General features: G+C 42.4%; 13 protein-coding genes. 7 read left to right on the forward strand and 6 right to left on the reverse strand.

What is annotated here, in order from left to right; translation table 11 throughout:
• Positions 1-296 precede the first annotated feature (296 nt).
• The 6 genes from KL866_RS19190 (at position 297) to KL866_RS19215 (ending at position 8,070) form a co-directional block, all read left to right on the forward strand.
• The gene (locus KL866_RS19190) at positions 297-2,819 is read left to right on the forward strand and encodes a S8 family serine peptidase (RefSeq protein ID WP_025254118.1); all 2,523 of its coding nucleotides are present in this window, start codon (positions 297-299) and stop codon (positions 2,817-2,819) included.
• A gap of 220 nt (positions 2,820-3,039) precedes the next feature.
• The gene (locus KL866_RS19195; protein WP_025254117.1) at positions 3,040-3,696 is read left to right on the forward strand and encodes a response regulator transcription factor; all 657 of its coding nucleotides are present in this window, start codon (positions 3,040-3,042) and stop codon (positions 3,694-3,696) included.
• Positions 3,696-5,267: an MASE1 domain-containing protein gene (locus KL866_RS19200; protein ID WP_214996538.1), complete on the forward strand. Its 1,572-nt coding sequence runs from the start codon at positions 3,696-3,698 to the stop codon at positions 5,265-5,267. The genes KL866_RS19195 and KL866_RS19200 overlap by 1 nt, the downstream gene beginning before the upstream one ends.
• A 294-nt stretch (positions 5,268-5,561) precedes the next feature.
• Positions 5,562-6,317: an SDR family NAD(P)-dependent oxidoreductase gene (locus KL866_RS19205; protein WP_025254115.1), complete on the forward strand. Its 756-nt coding sequence runs from the start codon at positions 5,562-5,564 to the stop codon at positions 6,315-6,317.
• Between the two features lie 8 nt (positions 6,318-6,325).
• Complete coding sequence (locus KL866_RS19210; RefSeq protein WP_251140185.1) at positions 6,326-7,150, forward strand: 2-keto-4-pentenoate hydratase; 825 nt, start codon at positions 6,326-6,328, stop codon at positions 7,148-7,150.
• A 155-nt stretch (positions 7,151-7,305) separates the two neighbouring features.
• Entirely contained in the window at positions 7,306-8,070 is a 765-nt protein-coding gene (locus tag KL866_RS19215; protein ID WP_251140186.1) for a thioredoxin family protein, read from the forward strand.
• A 94-nt stretch (positions 8,071-8,164) separates the two neighbouring features.
• Here the strand turns inward: KL866_RS19215 and KL866_RS19220 are convergent, their stop codons facing one another.
• Complete coding sequence (locus KL866_RS19220; RefSeq protein WP_025254112.1) at positions 8,165-9,619, reverse strand: DEAD/DEAH box helicase; 1,455 nt, start codon at positions 9,617-9,619, stop codon at positions 8,165-8,167.
• A gap of 419 nt (positions 9,620-10,038) precedes the next feature.
• On the opposite strand from KL866_RS19220, the gene KL866_RS19225 reads away from it, so the two are divergent.
• A complete protein-coding gene (locus KL866_RS19225) occupies positions 10,039-12,135 on the forward strand; it encodes an EAL domain-containing protein (RefSeq protein WP_214996543.1) in 2,097 nt (698 codons plus the stop codon).
• 13 nt (positions 12,136-12,148) lie between these two features.
• Here KL866_RS19225 and KL866_RS19230 read toward each other — a convergent pair whose 3' ends face one another.
• From KL866_RS19230 to KL866_RS19250, 5 genes are all read right to left on the reverse strand, one after another.
• Positions 12,149-12,568 (reverse strand): hypothetical protein, encoded by a 420-nt coding sequence (locus KL866_RS19230; protein ID WP_251140187.1) that lies wholly within the window; start codon positions 12,566-12,568, stop codon positions 12,149-12,151.
• On the reverse strand, positions 12,568-13,758 hold the full coding sequence (locus tag KL866_RS19235) for a hypothetical protein (protein ID WP_214996547.1): 1,191 nt from the start codon (positions 13,756-13,758) through the stop codon (positions 12,568-12,570). Before KL866_RS19235 ends, KL866_RS19230 begins: the two co-directional genes overlap by 1 nt.
• Before the next feature lie 178 nt (positions 13,759-13,936).
• Positions 13,937-14,548: a bifunctional 4-hydroxy-2-oxoglutarate aldolase/2-dehydro-3-deoxy-phosphogluconate aldolase gene (gene eda / locus KL866_RS19240; protein ID WP_025254108.1), complete on the reverse strand. Its 612-nt coding sequence runs from the start codon at positions 14,546-14,548 to the stop codon at positions 13,937-13,939.
• A gap of 91 nt (positions 14,549-14,639) precedes the next feature.
• Positions 14,640-15,566 carry a sugar kinase gene (locus KL866_RS19245; RefSeq protein WP_025254107.1) on the reverse strand — a complete coding sequence of 309 codons (927 nt, stop codon included), beginning with the start codon at positions 15,564-15,566 and terminating at the stop codon, positions 14,640-14,642.
• Positions 15,567-15,652: 86 nt separating this feature from the next.
• The gene (locus tag KL866_RS19250; protein WP_214996549.1) at positions 15,653-17,881 is read right to left on the reverse strand and encodes a polysaccharide lyase 6 family protein; all 2,229 of its coding nucleotides are present in this window, start codon (positions 17,879-17,881) and stop codon (positions 15,653-15,655) included.
• Positions 17,882-18,063 lie beyond the last annotated feature (182 nt).

The following is an 18,063-nucleotide window of genomic DNA, read 5'->3' on the forward strand; positions in this document are numbered from 1 at the left end:
ATACAATAGTGCTAGTTTTATTAAAAAATAATACAAAGCAAATTTATTGGTAAGACCACTTAATCAGATTTTTATAACGTAACGTTTAATTTTACGTGCGTTATCTAATAATTAAGTACCACTTCATCTTCGATTTGTATTTTTTCTCTAGTGGTTTAGTAGTATTTTTGCGCCAATTTTGACGTTAAGGGTGGCAGGTTTTCAAATTTGCGTTATAAGTTTTAACCGTTAGTTATATCAGACCGAGTGAGAAGATTCCGTGATTAAAGCAATATTGCTAATTATGGAATCTAACTATGAAAACAACGCCTTTTAAAACAGGCCTTTCAGCACTGTCATTAGCGCTACTTCCGCTAATGACTTCTAGCCATGCACACGCCGCGAAAGCCGAAATTTTCGATGACAGCGTTATTGTTGTGTACAAAGAAAATGTGAGTAAAGCGGAAAAAATGCGCGCTCGTTCATCAGTGGGAGCTCGCATTAGTGACGCTAACCGCGATGAAGTTGATGACCGCTTCGCAAACCTTTTAAATGGCCGCATTGCCAAACTTCAACTTCGTGGAAAGTCGGTTAAAGACGCCATTGAAACCTTAAAGAAAAACCCAGCAGTTAAAATTGCTGAACCAAACTTTTTATATCGCAAAGCATTAATTCCTAACGACCCGTCTTACGGTGACCTGTGGGGCTTGAACAATACTGGGCAAGCGGGCGGCACTGCTGATGTAGATATCGATGCTCCAGAGGCATGGGATATTACAACGGGTGATAGCGATGTAGTGATAGGTGTTATCGATACCGGGGTTGACTATGATCATGAAGACCTTGCAGATAATGCATGGGTAAATCCAGGTGAAATCGCCGGTAACGGTATTGATGATGATGGCAACGGCTACATTGATGACGTTTACGGTATTGATACAGCAAACGGTGATACCGACCCTATGGACGATGATTCTCATGGTACCCACGTAGCTGGGACTATTGGCGCTGTGGGTGGAAACGGTATAGGTGTAGTGGGTGTAAACCACGATGTGTCTATTGCTGCATGTAAATTCCTAGGTGCAGATGGAACGGGCTCAACAGCTGGGGCTATCGAATGTATCGATTACTTCACCGACCTAAAAGAAAACCGTGGCGTAAATGTTAAAGCCACTAACAACAGCTGGGGGGGCGGCGGTTATAGTGAAGCGTTAGAAACCGCAATCGAGGTAGCAGGCCAAGCTGGGATTTTGTTTGTTGCTGCAGCGGGTAACTCTGGTTCAGACAACGATAATGTTGACAACTACCCATCTAACTATGTCACTACGACAAATAGTCTACTTGCGGTAGCAAGCCATACACGTACTGACGGTGACAGCGGCTATTCATACGGTTTGGAAACAGTGGATATTGCAGCGCCAGGTACGGCTATTTTATCTACCGTACCAGGTGACGGCTACGCAGCATATTCTGGTACATCGATGGCAACACCACATGTTGCAGGTGCAGCGGCCCTAGTATGGTCCCTAAACCCAGAGCTCACTCCATCAGAAATGAAAGAGCTGCTAATGACTACCGGTGAAACTAGCCTTTGGGCTGACGGTCGCACCGTGTCTGGCAACCGCCTTAACGTACTTAATGCACTTGAAGAAGCCGACCCAACACCTGGATTTAAACTGGGCATCACTCCAGGCTCAGCTGAAATTGAAGCGGGTGAAGCTTATACTTTCACCATTGAAGTTGGATCTATTGCTGGCTACGAAGAAGAAGTGCAGCTTTCTCTTGCCGAAGAAAGTGACATTGCTTATTTGAGTGCCAACACGGCGATGCCTGGCGATACGGTTACGTTAACTGTGGAGACCTCTGAGGATACACCTTGGGGTGCTTATAGCTTTACGGTGAACGGTGTAAGTGGCGAAATCGAAAAGTCTAAATCTGCCAACCTTTACGTTTACCCGCAAGGACTAAATGAATTCCCTTACGCATATTCTGGCGATGCTGTACCTACGTTACCGAACGAAGAAGATCCAGATGATGTGGGCGTTGACCTCGTAATCAATGTGCCAGATGACTTAACGGTGTTTGGTATGCAGGCGTCGGTAGACATCACGCATACGTATAGTGGAGACTTGGTGCTATCACTCACTTCTCCTCAGGGTACAACTACCGTTCTGCGTCAAAACCAAGGTGGCGGCACAGATGATATCGTTGAAAGCTATAACACTGATGCCTTTAATGGCGAAGTGGCTACTGGCGATTGGACCTTGAACGTGCTTGATACCTTTAACGGAGACAACGGTACTGTAAATACATGGAGCCTAGTAGTTACCGGCATTGGTGAAGTAGGACCAACACCGCCTAACTCAGCGTTTACCTACGACGCTTCAGGTCTATCAGTGAGCTTTACTAACAACAGTAACGATGTCAATGACGACATTGTCAGCTACAGCTGGGACTTTGGCGATGGTGTGACTTCCACGGAAGAAAACCCAACTCACGTTTATGCAAGTACGGGCGCCTATGATGTAACTCTTACAGTTACTGACTCAGAAGGTCAAACTGGCGTTTCAACACAGAGTGTGTCGGTTTCAGATAGCAATATTGTTGCCGAAGTTGACCGCGCTATGTTATCTCGCTTTGGTTCATTGCGTGTAGATTTATCTTACAGCGGCTCAATGGCTGATACTGTGATGATTTATCGCAATGGTGAACTACTTGAAGAAGTAAGCAATACTGGGCGTTATCGCGATAGAAGTCGTGGTGTTCAACCTGGTGAATATACCTATATGGTGTGTGACGAAACTTCTGCATGTTCAGCGCCAGTAACCGTAAACCTGTAAAATGGTTTGAACATTACTAATTCGAGGTAATGTTATGTTTGGCGAATAGACCGTTGAACACAAAATGTTAAGCAATTGCCGGCCAAGGATGGGCCGGCTTTTTTTATGCAATTTTTTTATACAAAAATAAAATACACTCCCACTCTAAGCCATCGGCTTATTCCCTATAAGCCAAATACACCGTAAACTTTATGCATTAAGATAATAATTAGATTTTTTCATGCATATACTCCTCATTGACGACCATGAGATTGTAAGGGACGGCATTAAAACTCTCATTGAGCAAGAGTATGGCTGGCACGTTGCTTACGCTGTGAGCTCATTAAGCGCTCTTCCCGCCTTCGCATCTTTAGATGATATTGATGTAGCGGTTCTTGATATTTCCTTAGTTCAAGAAAATGGTTTTGACACTCTTATCAAAATTAAGAAAGAAGCCCCTTTTGTAAAATGCTTGATGCTAAGCATGTACGAGCATGTGGGTTATATTAGTAAAGCGCTTGAGCTTGGAGCCGATGGCTACGTTACAAAAAGTGCTGCAACAAAAGAGTTAATGGACGCCCTTGAGTCGCTAGAAAAAGACGAGAACTACCTAAGCTCAGATATCAGTAAAAAATTAGCGTTTGGCGATAAGCGTCTAACTTCCATTCTTACAGAAAGAGAAAAGGAAATTTTTTTACTACTAGCTAAAGGTTTCCAACCCAAACAAATTGCTTATCACATAGATACAGCGCCAAAGACGGTTATGGTTCACAGAACTAACATCTACAAAAAGCTGAATGTTACGTCTCAATTTGGCCTGCTTCGCATAGCATTAGAAACCGGATACTTAGATGTATCCGACGTCATCTATGACGACGCCTTATTCAAAGCTGATTAATGAATATAACGCGGTATATCAACACTACCTATTTATTAATGGGTTTAATCTATACCGCAATATTTCATGGTGTATGGCTTTTTAGCACACAATTTGAAATTGTGTTGGGAACTGTTAGCTGGTACTTACCCGCCGGCGTTCGCTTGGCCGCCTTCTTGTTATTACCGCTAGCAAGTTGGCCACTGTTACTTTTTTCAGAAAAGTTAACTCACTTCATTTTATTCCACCCAGGGGGCATTCTTGATAACACCGCCTTTTTAAGCGGAAGTGTCGGCTGGTATGTAGTGCACTTGTTCATTTCACCTGTTGTAGTTTGCACATGTGTTTACGCTTTTAGACGCAATTTTAAGCCACCTTATATTGATAATGTTCGCAGTACCCTTGCCACCTTGGCATTCGGCGTGCTGATAAGCGTTGCGCTGGGGGCAGTGTTTCTTGGCAGAAGGGCTGTTGAATTACAAACAGACGTAGCGGTGTTTCTTTCTATATTGTTCGATTTTTCTCTTGGTGACTTTGTAGGAATTATTGTTCTTTGCCCCCTTCTGTTTGTGCTATATACACGCCAGTATATTAGTAAAAATGAATCAACACTGTTTATAACTGCAGGGGGTTGGTTACTTACTTTAGTTTTCAGTAGCTACCTTTACTCTCAAAATATTAATATCAGCTATCAAATTAAATACCTTGCAGTATTCCCTGCCCTCTTCTTATCGTATCGCTATGCTGTGTTTGGTAGCGCGCTATCTTGTCTGTTTATAGGTATTACAGCGTTTGTGGTGGCGAGTCAGAGCTCACTCCCCCCCATTGAACATCAATTTTATATTTTAGCACTATGCGTAAGTTGTCTCATCCTAGGGTCTTCTATCAACCAGTCGAGTAAGTTGAATGAAAAACTTGCCCGAAAAAACCAAGATCTTGAAGTTGCAGTGCAAAACGCACAAGCCCTTGCAGCAAAGCTAGTGGCAGTACAAGAAGATGAAAGAAAGCGCTTATCTCGCGATCTGCACGACGATTTCGGCCACCGCATCGTCGATTTAAAACTTCAATTGTCAATGAATGAAACAACCAAAGACAATGACGTATTAACTAACAAAATAGATGCTTTGTATCAGGCAATGAAAAAGAGCCTAGGTGGTTTACGCCCCTCTGGCATCGACACGCTTCCCATCGAGAACGTAATCCAACGCTCCGACATCATTACTACGCTTAAGCACGCAAATATAGATTTTTATTTCAATTTAAGCGGCACGCCTATTAATTTTAAGCCCGAGCAGAAAATACATATCTATCGAATAGTTCAGGAGGCGGTAACAAATAGCATCAAGTACGCTGATGCGAAGACGCTTTCAATCGATATTTCCTATAAGCCCCAAAATGCTACCTTCACTGTAGCTGACGATGGTGCGGGTATACCCGAAACCATTGAGGGTTCAGTAAACACTAAGCCCACTCTCGGCCTGCTTTCCATGAAAGAGCGCGCTAAGTTGATAGATGGAACGCTTAGTATAAGCCACAATTTCCCAATGGGGACTGTGATACGCCTTTCTATTCCTACTAATAATATCCAATAACATTTCCAAAAAACTGAACTTAAATACAAAATTGGACTTACCAATAAGTATAATAAAGCCTACATTTTTGTCGTCTTATTGATTCTTACCAACGCTATAACCATCCTCTTCCGAAAACCAGAAATACTTCATTAATTTCAAGACGATAGATACAGAAATAGCGCGAACAACTTATGCCATTAAACAGAAACCCATAAAACAATGACAAAAAACACACAAAACAGGTAGACCAATTAATTTTATTGACCTAAGATTGGCTTTACACAATGTAATACAACACAAAGAGTTATTGTTATGACGAAGAAAGTAGCACTGGTAACTGGAGCAACAGGCGGCATCGGATTTGAAGTTGCGAAAAGACTTGGCCAAGACGGTTTCACTGTTGTTTTAAATGGCATTGAAGACGATAAGGGCGCAGAGCGTGTAAAAGAGCTTAGCGACTTAGGTATTGAAGCAGAATATTATGGCTTTGACGTAACAAGCGATGAAGCGGTTGATAAAAACGTAAAAGCGATTGGCGATAAATACGGTAAGATTGACGCGCTGATTAATAACGCCGGTGGTCTTGGCGGACGCAGCCCAATGGAAGAGATGACAACGGAGTTTTACCGTTTTGTTATGGCACTAAACCTTGATAGTGCTTTCTTCGTTTCTCGTGCGGCCATTCCTTACTTAAAGAAATCTGACAGCGGCTCTATCGTAAATTATACATCTAATGCGGGTTGGAACGCTGGCGGTCCTGGCGCAGGTATTTATGGTGTTTCAAAAGGTGCGGTACATACGTTGACCCGCGCACTTGCTAAAGAACTAGCACCAGCCGGTATTCGCGTAAATGCAGTATCTCCAGGCACCATTGATACGCCATTCCATGCGCAGATCAAAGCTACTAAGCCAGAAGTATTTGCATCTTGGAAAGATAACATCATGCTTGGTCGCCTGGGTCAGCCTGAAGAAGTTGCTTCTGTTGTATCATTTTTAGTTAGTAAAGACGCGTCATTTATCACCGCTGAAACTGTTCAGATTGGTGGCGGTCAGGCGCTAGGGATTTAATCGTTACAATGTTTCCTGATAAGCCACTTACAGAAGACGCCTTGAAAACGCTATCAAATACGCTAGTTAATGCGCGCAAGCAGGCAAGTGTGTTAGAAACTTTTCCAGGCGATGTTCCGACAACGCTGGACGCGGCCTACCGCGTTCAGGACATGTCACTTGCACAATGGAACGACGAGATTACCGGATGGAAAGTTGGAATGGTGATCCCCGAACTTCGCGATCAAATGGGCGCCGAGCGCTTAATGGGACCAATTTTTCAAAAGGTTACCCATTTCATTGGTCGACCTCATGCAGACAATGAACTCGTCGAGCTAGAAGTCTACGCAGGTGGTATGGTTGCTGTTGAAGCTGAACTGGTGTTTGAACTGGGAGAAGAGATTTCGCCCGGTTCAATTGATACCAAGGGACCATTAAAGCATTTAATCAAATCGGTATATGCCGGTGTTGAAATAGCTAGTAGCCCGGTAATTGATTTAAATAGCTATGGACCCACCGCCATTATAAGCGACTTTGGTGTAAACCAAGGCATGGTAATTGGCGCACCCATAGAATCCTGGGATACAGTAATTGAGAAAATGCAGACATCTGTGTTCATTGATAAAGAGCACATCAACACTGCCCCATCAAATAACGTATTACGCGGGCCTATGGCGGCTATAGCTTATCTTATTGACCAAGCAGCAGCACGCAACATTACCCTTCCAAAGGGCTGTATGATTTGTTCAGGCGCTATTACTGGCGTACATGACACTGTGGCAGGTGCCACATCCACAGTCACTTTTGAAGGCATTGGGAATATCAACATGAAGTTGGTTCCCGTTTCAGCTTAAAACTACCTGCTAAAGCGGTAATTTACTACGTTCAATTACCGCTTTCCTTCTCTCTTTTTATGCTACATTGTTGTTGATTTAACTACTATTTTGACAATTTTATGCAAAACACTTTCTTTAAACGTCAAGCCCTAGTTATTAAGCAGTGCTTAACTATGGTTACTTTAATAGCCGCTTTTGCCACGCTAAATGGCTGCGTAAGCACTCAGGAGGAAAGCCCCTATACTTACTCCCCATCTTCATCACCTTATCAAGATGTGATTCACGCTCAGCAACAAGCAGTGGAAAAAAACCAACTACTTTTAGTTGTATTAGGTGCACAGTGGTGTCATGACAGTACGGGCTTGGCAGAACGTTTTGCAACAAAGGAAATGGACCTAATCTTACGTGCTCATTATGAAACTGTATTTGTCGATGTAGGAACACTTGAAGACAGAAGAAACATAACAGAGCGATTCGACTACCCTATTTACTACGCAACGCCAACCGTGATGGTAGTTGAGCCTAAAACCAGCGCTTTGCTAAATAGAACAACGATGGATATTTGGGGGCGTGCTGATAGTATTCCCTTATCAGAGTACATTCAGTATTTCTCACGTTTTCCCGCTATGACTACTGCGCAAAAGACCCCATTCATTAATTGGAAAGCAACAGATGAAGAAGCCGTCTACAACAAAGAACAAGCACTTAGACTACAAAGCGCTTACGACAAACTAGGGCCGCTACTTGCACAAGATTTACAAGGCGATACTCCAGAGGAGCTTAACAAGCTATGGAAAGAAACCAAAGGCTTTCGCACTGAACTACAACAGACGCTAATTAAACGCGCCGAGCTCACGCTAGACACTGAAAGCGGCAATGGAGTAAACACAACACCAGCACTGCGTCACTACAATCCGTTTTCGTGGGAACATAATTAAAGCGTTTAGCTTTTAGGAGCAATAAAAAAGGGCCTTTTATAATAAAAGGCCCTTTTTAAATCAAATGTAGTTTTATTAAATGCAGTTCAACAACTTACGCTTTTGCAGTGCTTGATGCCCTGTTGCTAGACGTGCCGTTGGACGGACTATTTCTACGTTTAGCAGGTCGCCTAGCGCCATTGCCCTCGCTTCGTGAAGGTCCCTGCCCAGAAGGCTTTCTACTGTTGCTATTACCGTTACGCGAGTTGGGCTTACCACCGCGAGAATTACTGCTGCCACTACGATTACCCTGGCGCTGCCCTGCTTTTTTGCCTTCACCACTATGCTTTTCCTCTCCGCTTTCGCCTTGTGGTGCTTTTAGCTTCTTCGGTTTTTTGGGCTTTTTCGGCTTTGAAAGTGTGGTAACAGGCACAGCTTGCTGAGGCTCGAAACCTTCTAGGGTTTCTCGAGGAAGCAGCTTTTGAATCAGTGTTTCAATGTCTTTTAGATTTTGTGTTTCTTCAGCACACACAAACGACCAAGCTTGTCCGCTTGCGCCGGCACGCCCTGTACGACCAATTCTATGAACATAATCAGCTGAGGTGTTAGGTAAGTCTAGGTTAACGACAATCGGCAACTCACTGATATCGATGCCGCGAGCCGCAATATCGGTGGCCACAAGCACTTTAATCGCACCACTTTTAAAATCAGCAAGGGCTTTAGTTCTTGCTCCTTGGCTCTTGTTACCGTGAATTGCAGCACTTGGAATTTTTGAGCGAGTCAGTTTTTCAGCAATGCGGTTAGCGCCATGTTTAGTTCGGCTAAATACTAGTACCTGCTGCCACTTTTGCTGTTTAATCAAGCAAATAAGCGCAGTGGTCTTTTTAGATTTATCAATAGTCACCACATGCTGTTGAACTGCTTCGACAGTGGTGTTGGCCGGTGCCGTTGAAATACTCACTGGATCACGTGTAATCGTTTTCGCTAGTGTCGTAATCTCATCAGAGAAGGTAGCTGAAAAAAGTAAACTTTGACGTTCTTGAGGTAATAGCTTCAACACTTTTTTAATGTCGTGAATAAAGCCCATATCAAGCATTCTGTCAGCTTCGTCCAATACCAACACTTCAAGCTTAGAAAACTTTACTGCGTTTTGCTGGTAAAGATCGAGTAATCGTCCAGGCGTTGCAATCAATACATCCACACCTTTACGAAGCTTCATCATTTGAGGATTAATACCTACGCCCCCGAATACCACGGCAGTTTTTAGCGGTAAAAATTCACTGAACTCTCGAATACTTTCTTCTACCTGAGCGGCTAATTCTCGAGTGGGTGTTAAAATAAGTGCGCGAATATTGTTTCCAGACGCAGGTTGTCCCGACATCAATCTTTGTAGAATAGGAAGTCCAAATCCCGCGGTTTTCCCTGTTCCCGTTTGCGCAGCTGCCAGCACATCCTTTCCTTGCAATACTTCTGGTATTGCCTTTTCTTGGATGGGTGATGGCGTACTAAATCCTCGTTTTTCAATAGCTTTTAACAAGGGTTCAGCGAGCCCTAATTGGGTAAATGACATTAATAAACTCCTGTCATAGGTATTTATAAAAATTGCATACCGCAAAGGTATAAGCGTTAGTGCTTTATTGCTAACCGTGGGGGGTTATAGATTACTGGGAAAACCTAAAGAGACACGCCATTGCCAACTTGGCTTATTGGTGTTTGACATCAAGAAAAGAACGTAGGTGTTTACTCTTACAAATTGCGCGTGGAGTCTACCACTAAACGAGCAAAGCCACCAGCGCATTTTTTGTTCAACAAAGTTTTCAGCAAAAACGCCAATGCTCAGGTTTGTCTTAATTTTCACCTAATTGATAATCGAGAAATGGCATAAAGCGTCTATACTAATAATGCGAATAAAATAACAGCATCTTATTTGCGTCAAAGTAAATATTAGCGTTGTTATTGTTAGTCAAATCAAACTAAAAAGAGCGTTTTTTGAAAAGTCTTAGGTCACAAATATCGTTCAATACGCTTGCATCTATCGCAGTGGTTAGCGCCTTAATTATAGGTCTGTCAATTTATGTCTATGAGAAGCTTTATATTGAATTTGTCTCTGAAGAGGTCGACGCCATAAGCGTAAACATGGCCGTTGATCTTATTAACTATATTGAAGAGCCCGCTGGAAGTTTTAACCAGACCGAGATTTTACTTCGTCTAGATGAATACGAATATGCTGAAGCCGCCTATATTTTCAGTAATGACGGCATGCTTTTGAATCTTTATGTTGGTCACGCTGGTTTAAAAGACGGCCCCAGTAAATTACAAGGTGAAAATTCCCAACATCCTAATTATGCTGACTTCGACCGCAGTATAGCTGCTCTTCCCGGTGGCCTACATCGAACTTCAAACAAAGTGATAATGGTGAAAACAGTGGGCGAAGAAGTTTTTCCATTGGGAAAGCTTGTGTTGTTATTTAACCTGCAAGATGCATTAGAGGCAAGTCGGCAAAGATATATTACTTTGGTTACGCCTTCTGTTGGCATTCTTATCATAATTTCGCTATTCATATCGGCACGTGCACAGCGCAGAACAATGCGTCCCCTTAGCACGCTTATTGACACTATGAATAGTGTGGTAGATGACAAAACCTACGACGCCAAAGTTGAAGAAGCGGATAAGGAAGAAATGCTCGCTTTGTCTCGCGCCTTTAACAATATGATGGCAAGTATTAAAGCGCAGTCTGAAGCGAATCGACAAAAAAACGAAATGTTGCAGAAACAACAGTCTCAGATGGAGCAACTCGCTAATTTCGACGCCTTGACAGGCTTGCCTAATCGCCAATTTTTAATAAAGCTTTTATCAAGTGAGCTATCTAAAGCGCAAAAAAACGACCGTGAATTAGGCTTATTGTTTATTGATTTAGATGGCTTTAAGTCGGTGAACGACTCGTTTGGCCATGACACAGGAGATAAATTTCTTCTTCATATCAGTTTGTTAATGGAAAAAACACTTAGCGATGATTGCATTCTTGGACGTTTAGGCGGAGACGAGTTTGTCGTTATTGTCCCCGCTCTTGTATCAATTGCTAACCTCGAAGAAATAGCTAAAAGTATCGTAAATTCCGTATCTAAATCTCACATTGTCAACGGACTAAGACTAGACTCCAGCGTCAGCCTGGGACTTGCACTTGCGAGCGATTGTAATTACGCAGCGACCAACCTTATTACCAACGCCGATGTTGCAATGTACAGGGCTAAAGAAGATGGTAAAGCAAGGTTCGTTTGGTTTACCAATGAAATGTTAGCGTATACTCAACGTAAAGTCCTCATATCTACCCGCATTACGAACGCTCTTGAGAATGATGCCTTTTATCTAACCTACCAAGCTAAAGTAGACGCAGACGAAAGTATCATTGGGTTTGAGACTCTGCTTCGATGGCATGACGAGGAGCTAGGTCAAGTATCGCCGGCTGAGTTCATTCCCATTGCAGAACAGACGGATAAGATTTCACATATAAGTCTTTGGGTATTGAAGCAACTTAGCCACGAGTCCCCCATGCTTATCAAAGCCTTTGGTAGTCATGTGACCATATCAGTTAACTTAAGTCCCCATGACTTAAATAATCACAATGTTACGCAATTTATGCTCAATGAGTTACATACCGGTAGACTTCCCGCTCAAAACCTAGAAATTGAGGTCACGGAGTCTGCTTACATGAACAACTTCAACATTGCGAACCCATTTTTTGCATCGCTTAAAAAGCTAGGCTGCAAACTTGCATTAGATGACTTCGGAACAGGTTACTCATCTCTTAGTTACTTAACCCAATTTGATATCGATACCCTAAAAATAGACAGAAGCTTTGTAAATAAAATAGGCGAATCCAGTCAATCAGAAATGATCACTAAAACCATAATTGAAATGGCGAAAAGCTTAGAATTTTCTGTCTGTGCAGAGGGTGTCGAAACACAAGAACAAGCCCGTTTTCTAACTAACCATGGATGCAACATGCTTCAAGGGTTTCTTTATAGTAAACCGCTTCCACTACTGGCACTAGTTGAAAACTTTTCAGTGCAAGCAAATCACTCTTAACACTTACATTCGTTTAAAAGCTTCGATAGACGATTGCAACGTTATTAGGCAATTCAGTGTCAGCAGGAACGTAACCAATGGCACCGTCAGTGCTACTTATGTAGTTAAGCAACGCATCTAAGTTATCAAATTCCTTAGGAGGGGTCATACGTCCACTAAAGCGCATTTGAGCCCAATAGGACTGTATGCGTGATTCGGGCAAAGCGATTATCTTTGCATTGAAAATAGCACGTGCTCTATTTCCTGGGCTTAGAGCGACAGGGTCAAAAACATATTTCTTGCTTGTTCCGCTGCTCATGAAGAGGTTGCGAACTTCACCCTTAGTAAGCGAGAAACCTTGGTCAGTAACATTTGCAACAACCCAAACTCCTTCCTGTGCTGTGGCAATTCGAGAGCTTAGGAGAATTAGAAAAAAGAGCGTATATTTTCGCATTAAAATATCCACTCTACCGCCACTTGATATAAGGTAGCGTTTCTATCGAAGTTGTTGTCTTTTACTTCATAAAACGATGTTCTGCCTTCTTTCCCATCAAGTAAAGATAGCTCCGCCTTAAGTGCAATATTGGTTTTTACATCCCACCTAGCGCCAAGGGTCCAAGTATCAAGATCATCTGTCGGAAAAAAGCTATTTAGCTGTTCAACTGCGAAATAAAGCTGATCGAGTTCAGGCGACACACCTACAGGTATTACATTGTCAATGGTATTGAGTGATTGTCTGGATGAAGCATAAGTTAAGTGTAAAAGAACCTCATCAAGATAATAGCCATATGAAACATAGAAACTTTCTAAATTCGCAAGTACATCGATATCAGACGAGACCTTCATCCACTCACCGCTCACATACCAACTAAGCGTGTCATAGCTGGCGCCCAATAAAAAAGAGCCTGCGCGATCATTAATATCGAACTGTTCAGCGATGGAGTCAAACCCAGCAGCTCTAAGCCCCTGTAAAAACGGGGCAATTTCATCAATGGTAGTTTGGACTTTGGGTGCATTGATAGTGGCTGTTCTTAATTGCAACCCACCGTAGTTCACTTCAATAACACCACCAAACATATTGTCTACTGCAACGTCTACATTGACACCGCTTGAAGCTAGCGCATCTTCATACTTTCCGTAGTAAGCCTCAAAATCTACTACTACGTCGCCAAATGACCTTCGCAATCTTGCGTTTCCGCCTTCATATTGAGAGAACAAATAGCTGCTATAGAGTTGCTGCGGTGCATTTATCCACGGATATGCAAATCCAACATCAATAACATCAGAATATTTTAAGAAAGGTGTCCGTAACCGACCAGCATTGATTTGAAAACTCTCACTGGGAGCGTAGGTTAAATACAGCCATTCGATACCCGATTCTCTATCCTCATCGGTGTGAAGGAGCAATTGAGCCGAAGCAGAAAAAGAGGATGAAAACGTATAATCAGCTTGAAATGCAATGAGGGACTTCTCGGAAAAGCTAATGCTATCGTCATATCCCTCATACGTAGCTTTTTCGGTATCGATTTTACCAGCAACTGCCCTTGCAAACCCAGAAAACTCAAGTGCTTCTGCCCGCGCTTCGGCAACAGATGAGAGTACCGTTGCTGCAACAACAATAAGCAGCACTATCAATTTATGCATAGTCAATCTTATATTCTAAATGGTAAAGGCAAGGTGCAACGCTTTTTGGCCAGCGCTAAAAGCCCTAGTAATAATAGCTGGATAGAGCTACAACACAAATTAAAAAAATCTATAAACTAAAAAAGCTGGCTTAAGTGCCAGCTTTTAAGGTACAGCTAGAAGAAACATACGACGTTCTTTACACCTGCGAGCATGCTTCTGTGATTAAATGCCATTGCTTGTCTGCAACCCACTGCGGCTTTGCCACCCAAGTTCCACCTGCTGCAAATACATTATTCATTGACAGATAATCGTTAAAGTTTTCTGGCGAAACACCGCCCGTCGGACAAAATCTGGTATCTTTGAACAGACCTCCTACTGCTTTTAAGAAAGAAGCACCACCTGACAAAGATGCGGGGAACAGCTTCATTTCCCTAAACCCATGCTCCCGCGCTAGCACTATATCCGACACATTAGATACGCCAGGAAGTACGGGTAAGCCTGAGTCGACTAGCATAGAAAGTAGGCGCTCTGTTACAGCAGGTGTCACGATAAAGTCTGCACCAGCGTTTACTGCAGCATCTAAAGATGCCCTATCAATAACAGTCCCTGCACTCACAATCATGTCGGGTAGTGCTTCTTTAATAGCGGTAATACACTTTGCTGAATTTTCCGAACGCAGCACCACTTCAACTGTGCTAAGACCCGCTGCCGACATTGCCTTAGCAATGGCCACACCGTCTTCTACATTATCGGCTTGGATGATTGGAAGCAGGGTTTGAGTGCCCATAATGTCTGAAATTTTCTTCATGATTTATCTCTTAATAATAAGATGGGCGTGTTGCCCTTATAAGTTCGATGTATGTGTTATGTAGTATTTAAATGCTTCGCTTTTTACTTTTCTAAGCGATAGATGACGCAAGGTCAGCGTAGGCCTTTTTATCTACAATTGCGCCAGGATGTTGGATAACAAAACCTGCACATTTGGCTGCTTTGTTTACGCTACTTTCAGGGCTTTCCCCCGTTAAGTACGCGCCTAGAAAGACACCGTTAAAAGCATCGCCGGCAGATGTAGTATCAACAACGTGGGTGACAGGTGTTAACCCTACTTCTGAGACTTCACCCTCTTCGTTAACCAGCGTCACAGCGCTGCTACCATTTTTAATAACTAACTGCTTAAATGAGAAAGGGGCTAAGAAATTGATAATCTCTTCTATCGTTTCAAAACCATATAAAAAATTGAAATCTTCTAATCCAGGTAGAGCAATATCTGCAATTTCAAACGCTTTTTCATACAACTCAGTAGCGTCGTCTCTGCCCTTCCACAGCGCGGGTCGGTGGTTTATGTCAAAGACGATTTGAGTACCGGCTTCTTTAAGCTTTGCAAGTAAACGCCAAAATTTCGGTAAGTCTTCAGTGTTTAGAATAGCAAGTGAGATACCCGAGAATAACACTAAATCTAACGCAGTAAGCGAGGCTTCATCGCTCTGTGTAAGCTGAGACATCAAGCACTTCGCAGCCGAATCATTTCGCCAGTAAGTAAAAGAACGCTCACCTTGCGCGTCGGTATAAATTTTATAAAGCCCGAGGTGTTTATCTTGATGCGAGAACATAAAGCGCGTATTGATTGACTCGCTTTGGGCAAAGCCAAGCATTTCCTTTGAAAGTGGATCGGTACCTACTGCGCTTATAAAATAGCTATCTAATTGAGGAAATGTGCGCTTAAGATAAACGGCAGAATTGAAAGTATCGCCTGCAAACCCTTCCTCTAATGCTCCATTTACTTTTTTAAGCTCGGCCATGCACTCGCCAATAAAACCAACTCTCATATCAACCACCTTACGAATTCATAGCTTTAAATTTTTCAGTAATTACTCGTATTTTTGCGAGCTTTACACGCCACGCTGAGAATTTCTCACTCAGGACAGCGGCATTCATCTTTTACTTTTAAGTAATCAATAATGTTTATGTCACTAGTATCATTAAATTTATTGCCACTATATGATGTTTGCGGCTCACCAACCGTATGTTCAATTTTCACCGGAGTACTTGCGTTGAACACGTTGTTTCGGATTTGTGTTTTTTGTACACCGTGTAGGAAAATACTCGCTTTGCGCTTATTTCTTTTTCCTAAGCCCACATTAGTTAACACATTCTTCTCTATCGTTACTTTGGGGCCGAAAGTGCTTTCATCGGTTCCTCCGCGATAGACTAAAGCTAGAGCCCCACTTACATCGTTAAAGGTATTATTTTCTAAGTTCAACACTTCAACGTTATAGATGCCTAAATCATCTTTCTCTTTATTTAGCGCAAGTACATGACCAGATATAGTGTCGAATTGACTGTTAGTAATGGATAATAAGGCTGCGAAACTACGGGCGCCCGCTGAAAAAAAGTGATAACTGTGATTTATATCTAAGTCAGTCACTTTTACGTTTGTCATAACGAACCGATAATTAGTTAACATGCCCCATTTTTTAGTACGTATAAATGTATTACCAGCTGCATCAGGCGCATCGGTTCCTGCAAGCGTTACCTCTTCGATTTGCAGTGAGCCATTATCGCTTATTTCAAAAAGTGCTGAGCGCTGAGGCTGAATAGTAACTTTTCCAACCGCACTTCCTTTAAAAGAAAGTGTTTTGTTTATTTCAATGATCTTTTCTTCGCTGTAAACACCGTCATTCAGTACAAGAACATCTCCATCTTGTGCTTTTGCGACTGCTTCAAAAAGCGTGTTTACACCGGGCTCTACAGAAACTTCATTCCCTGAGCTAAACGGCGTGACATACACTTTCTTTTTATACCAATTTGGACCTACATCTTCTTTATTTAGAGCCTTGACGCTGCTGTCAGCACCCACTTGCATTCCATTTATCGAAATACTGTTTGATGAGGTATTTATTAGGTCGCTACGCTTAGTGAAGCCCTTTTCAATTTGGCTTTCAACGCTGTAGTTAGCCGCGTTGTTGGTAAATTTAATACCGCTAATGTCATCGAAAAAGCTAAATGAAGTAGGCACATCATTAGCTACTACAAGGTTATTAGAGAAAATACTATCTACAGGCGGAGCTGAACGTTCTTCGTCTGCACCCGCAGCTAGTTGAATGTGAGATACGTCAATAAAAGTGTTGTGATGTATATTGGCATTTCTTACTTGGTGATAGCGATTCTGAGGTGAGTTAGGCACACCATTCATTACCGTGAATCCGCTGCCAAAACGATATCCAGTAAGCTCTTTGAAAACATTATTCGCCACTTCTTGATTGGCATTAATAATGCGAACGCCACCGGTATTTTGAACACCATTTCCCAGGAAAACGTTATTAGTGATCGTGTTCCCATTACCATGTCTAAGCGTTAACGTACCGCGGGATTCAATAAAAGTATTACCATCAAGGACGTTGCCACCTGATTTCACACTGATAATTTCGACTTCGCCATTACAGCGGTCAAACACATTATTTTCGACGCGAGTAAACGAATTCTCAAGTGAATAATGGCTGGTACCAATTCTTAGGGTTTCACCGCCATTTGAGCCCAACTCAGGTCGGTATCCGAAATAGTTATTATCTATTTGGTGATAGTTCTCGATGCTATCTGCAGTGTTCAATCTTACTGCGACAGTTACTCCACGGTTTCGTTTACCCGCCAGATATGAATGATCAAGCCTATTGTGTTTTCCATACAGCGCCACCCAATAGTCATTTTCAAATTTGTCAGGTTTTGAATAATCTTCAATAACCACTTCAGTGACTCGAGTGTAGTTGGCAAGTTCGTCTTTACTTGTTCGATAACTAATAACAGAGCCCGACGGCGAATAACCATCTTTAAACACGAGGCCAGATACGACGAGATGACTTCCCGCAATAGAAAGGTTTGATTGGCCAGAAAGAATAACCCCACCCTTGCTTTCGGCTCTTAATGTAATAGGGGCTTCCTCGCTCCCCTGAGCTTGGAATTTGATCTCGAAGTCTTGGTAAGTCCCATTCTTTAAAATGATATCGTCGCCAGGAACAGCGCTAGCTAGCGCATCAAGGTAGCTTTGCTTTGAGTCAACAATGAAATTGTCAGCTTGAACCGTCGAGTTTAACGCCAAAAATGTGATGAATCCTATCGCTGATCTAAAGGCACTTGCCACTTTCATAAATCCCCCATTACACAAGCAACATTAGGCCTAATATTGCTAAAATCGCATAAATTGCAGATGTTCTTTTGCAAAAACGCAATTATGCTGTTATTTATTTGTTACGACCGTTTTAGAATCTAACCAATAAATAGACCAAAAACAACCAATTTATTTTACCAATAGTAATACAATGTATTACC

The sequence above is a fragment of the Alteromonas sp. ALT199 genome, assembly GCF_018619335.1.
In the GTDB taxonomy this organism is placed as follows: Bacteria; Pseudomonadota; Gammaproteobacteria; order Enterobacterales; family Alteromonadaceae; genus Alteromonas.

Coding starts and splice junctions, on each gene's coding strand:
- KL866_RS19230 (WP_251140187.1), bottom strand. CDS start 12,568: ATGCGAAAATATACGCTCTTTTTTCTAATTCTCCTAAGCTCTCGAATT.
- KL866_RS19195 (WP_025254117.1), top strand. CDS start 3,040: ATGCATATACTCCTCATTGACGACCATGAGATTGTAAGGGACGGCATT.
- KL866_RS19205 (WP_025254115.1), top strand. CDS start 5,562: ATGACGAAGAAAGTAGCACTGGTAACTGGAGCAACAGGCGGCATCGGA.
- KL866_RS19215 (WP_251140186.1), top strand. CDS start 7,306: ATGGTTACTTTAATAGCCGCTTTTGCCACGCTAAATGGCTGCGTAAGC.
- KL866_RS19235 (WP_214996547.1), bottom strand. CDS start 13,758: ATGCATAAATTGATAGTGCTGCTTATTGTTGTTGCAGCAACGGTACTC.
- eda (WP_025254108.1), bottom strand. CDS start 14,548: ATGAAGAAAATTTCAGACATTATGGGCACTCAAACCCTGCTTCCAATC.
- KL866_RS19250 (WP_214996549.1), bottom strand. CDS start 17,881: ATGAAAGTGGCAAGTGCCTTTAGATCAGCGATAGGATTCATCACATTT.
- KL866_RS19220 (WP_025254112.1), bottom strand. CDS start 9,619: ATGTCATTTACCCAATTAGGGCTCGCTGAACCCTTGTTAAAAGCTATT.
- KL866_RS19245 (WP_025254107.1), bottom strand. CDS start 15,566: ATGAGAGTTGGTTTTATTGGCGAGTGCATGGCCGAGCTTAAAAAAGTA.
- KL866_RS19190 (WP_025254118.1), top strand. CDS start 297: ATGAAAACAACGCCTTTTAAAACAGGCCTTTCAGCACTGTCATTAGCG.
- KL866_RS19200 (WP_214996538.1), top strand. CDS start 3,696: ATGAATATAACGCGGTATATCAACACTACCTATTTATTAATGGGTTTA.
- KL866_RS19210 (WP_251140185.1), top strand. CDS start 6,326: ATGTTTCCTGATAAGCCACTTACAGAAGACGCCTTGAAAACGCTATCA.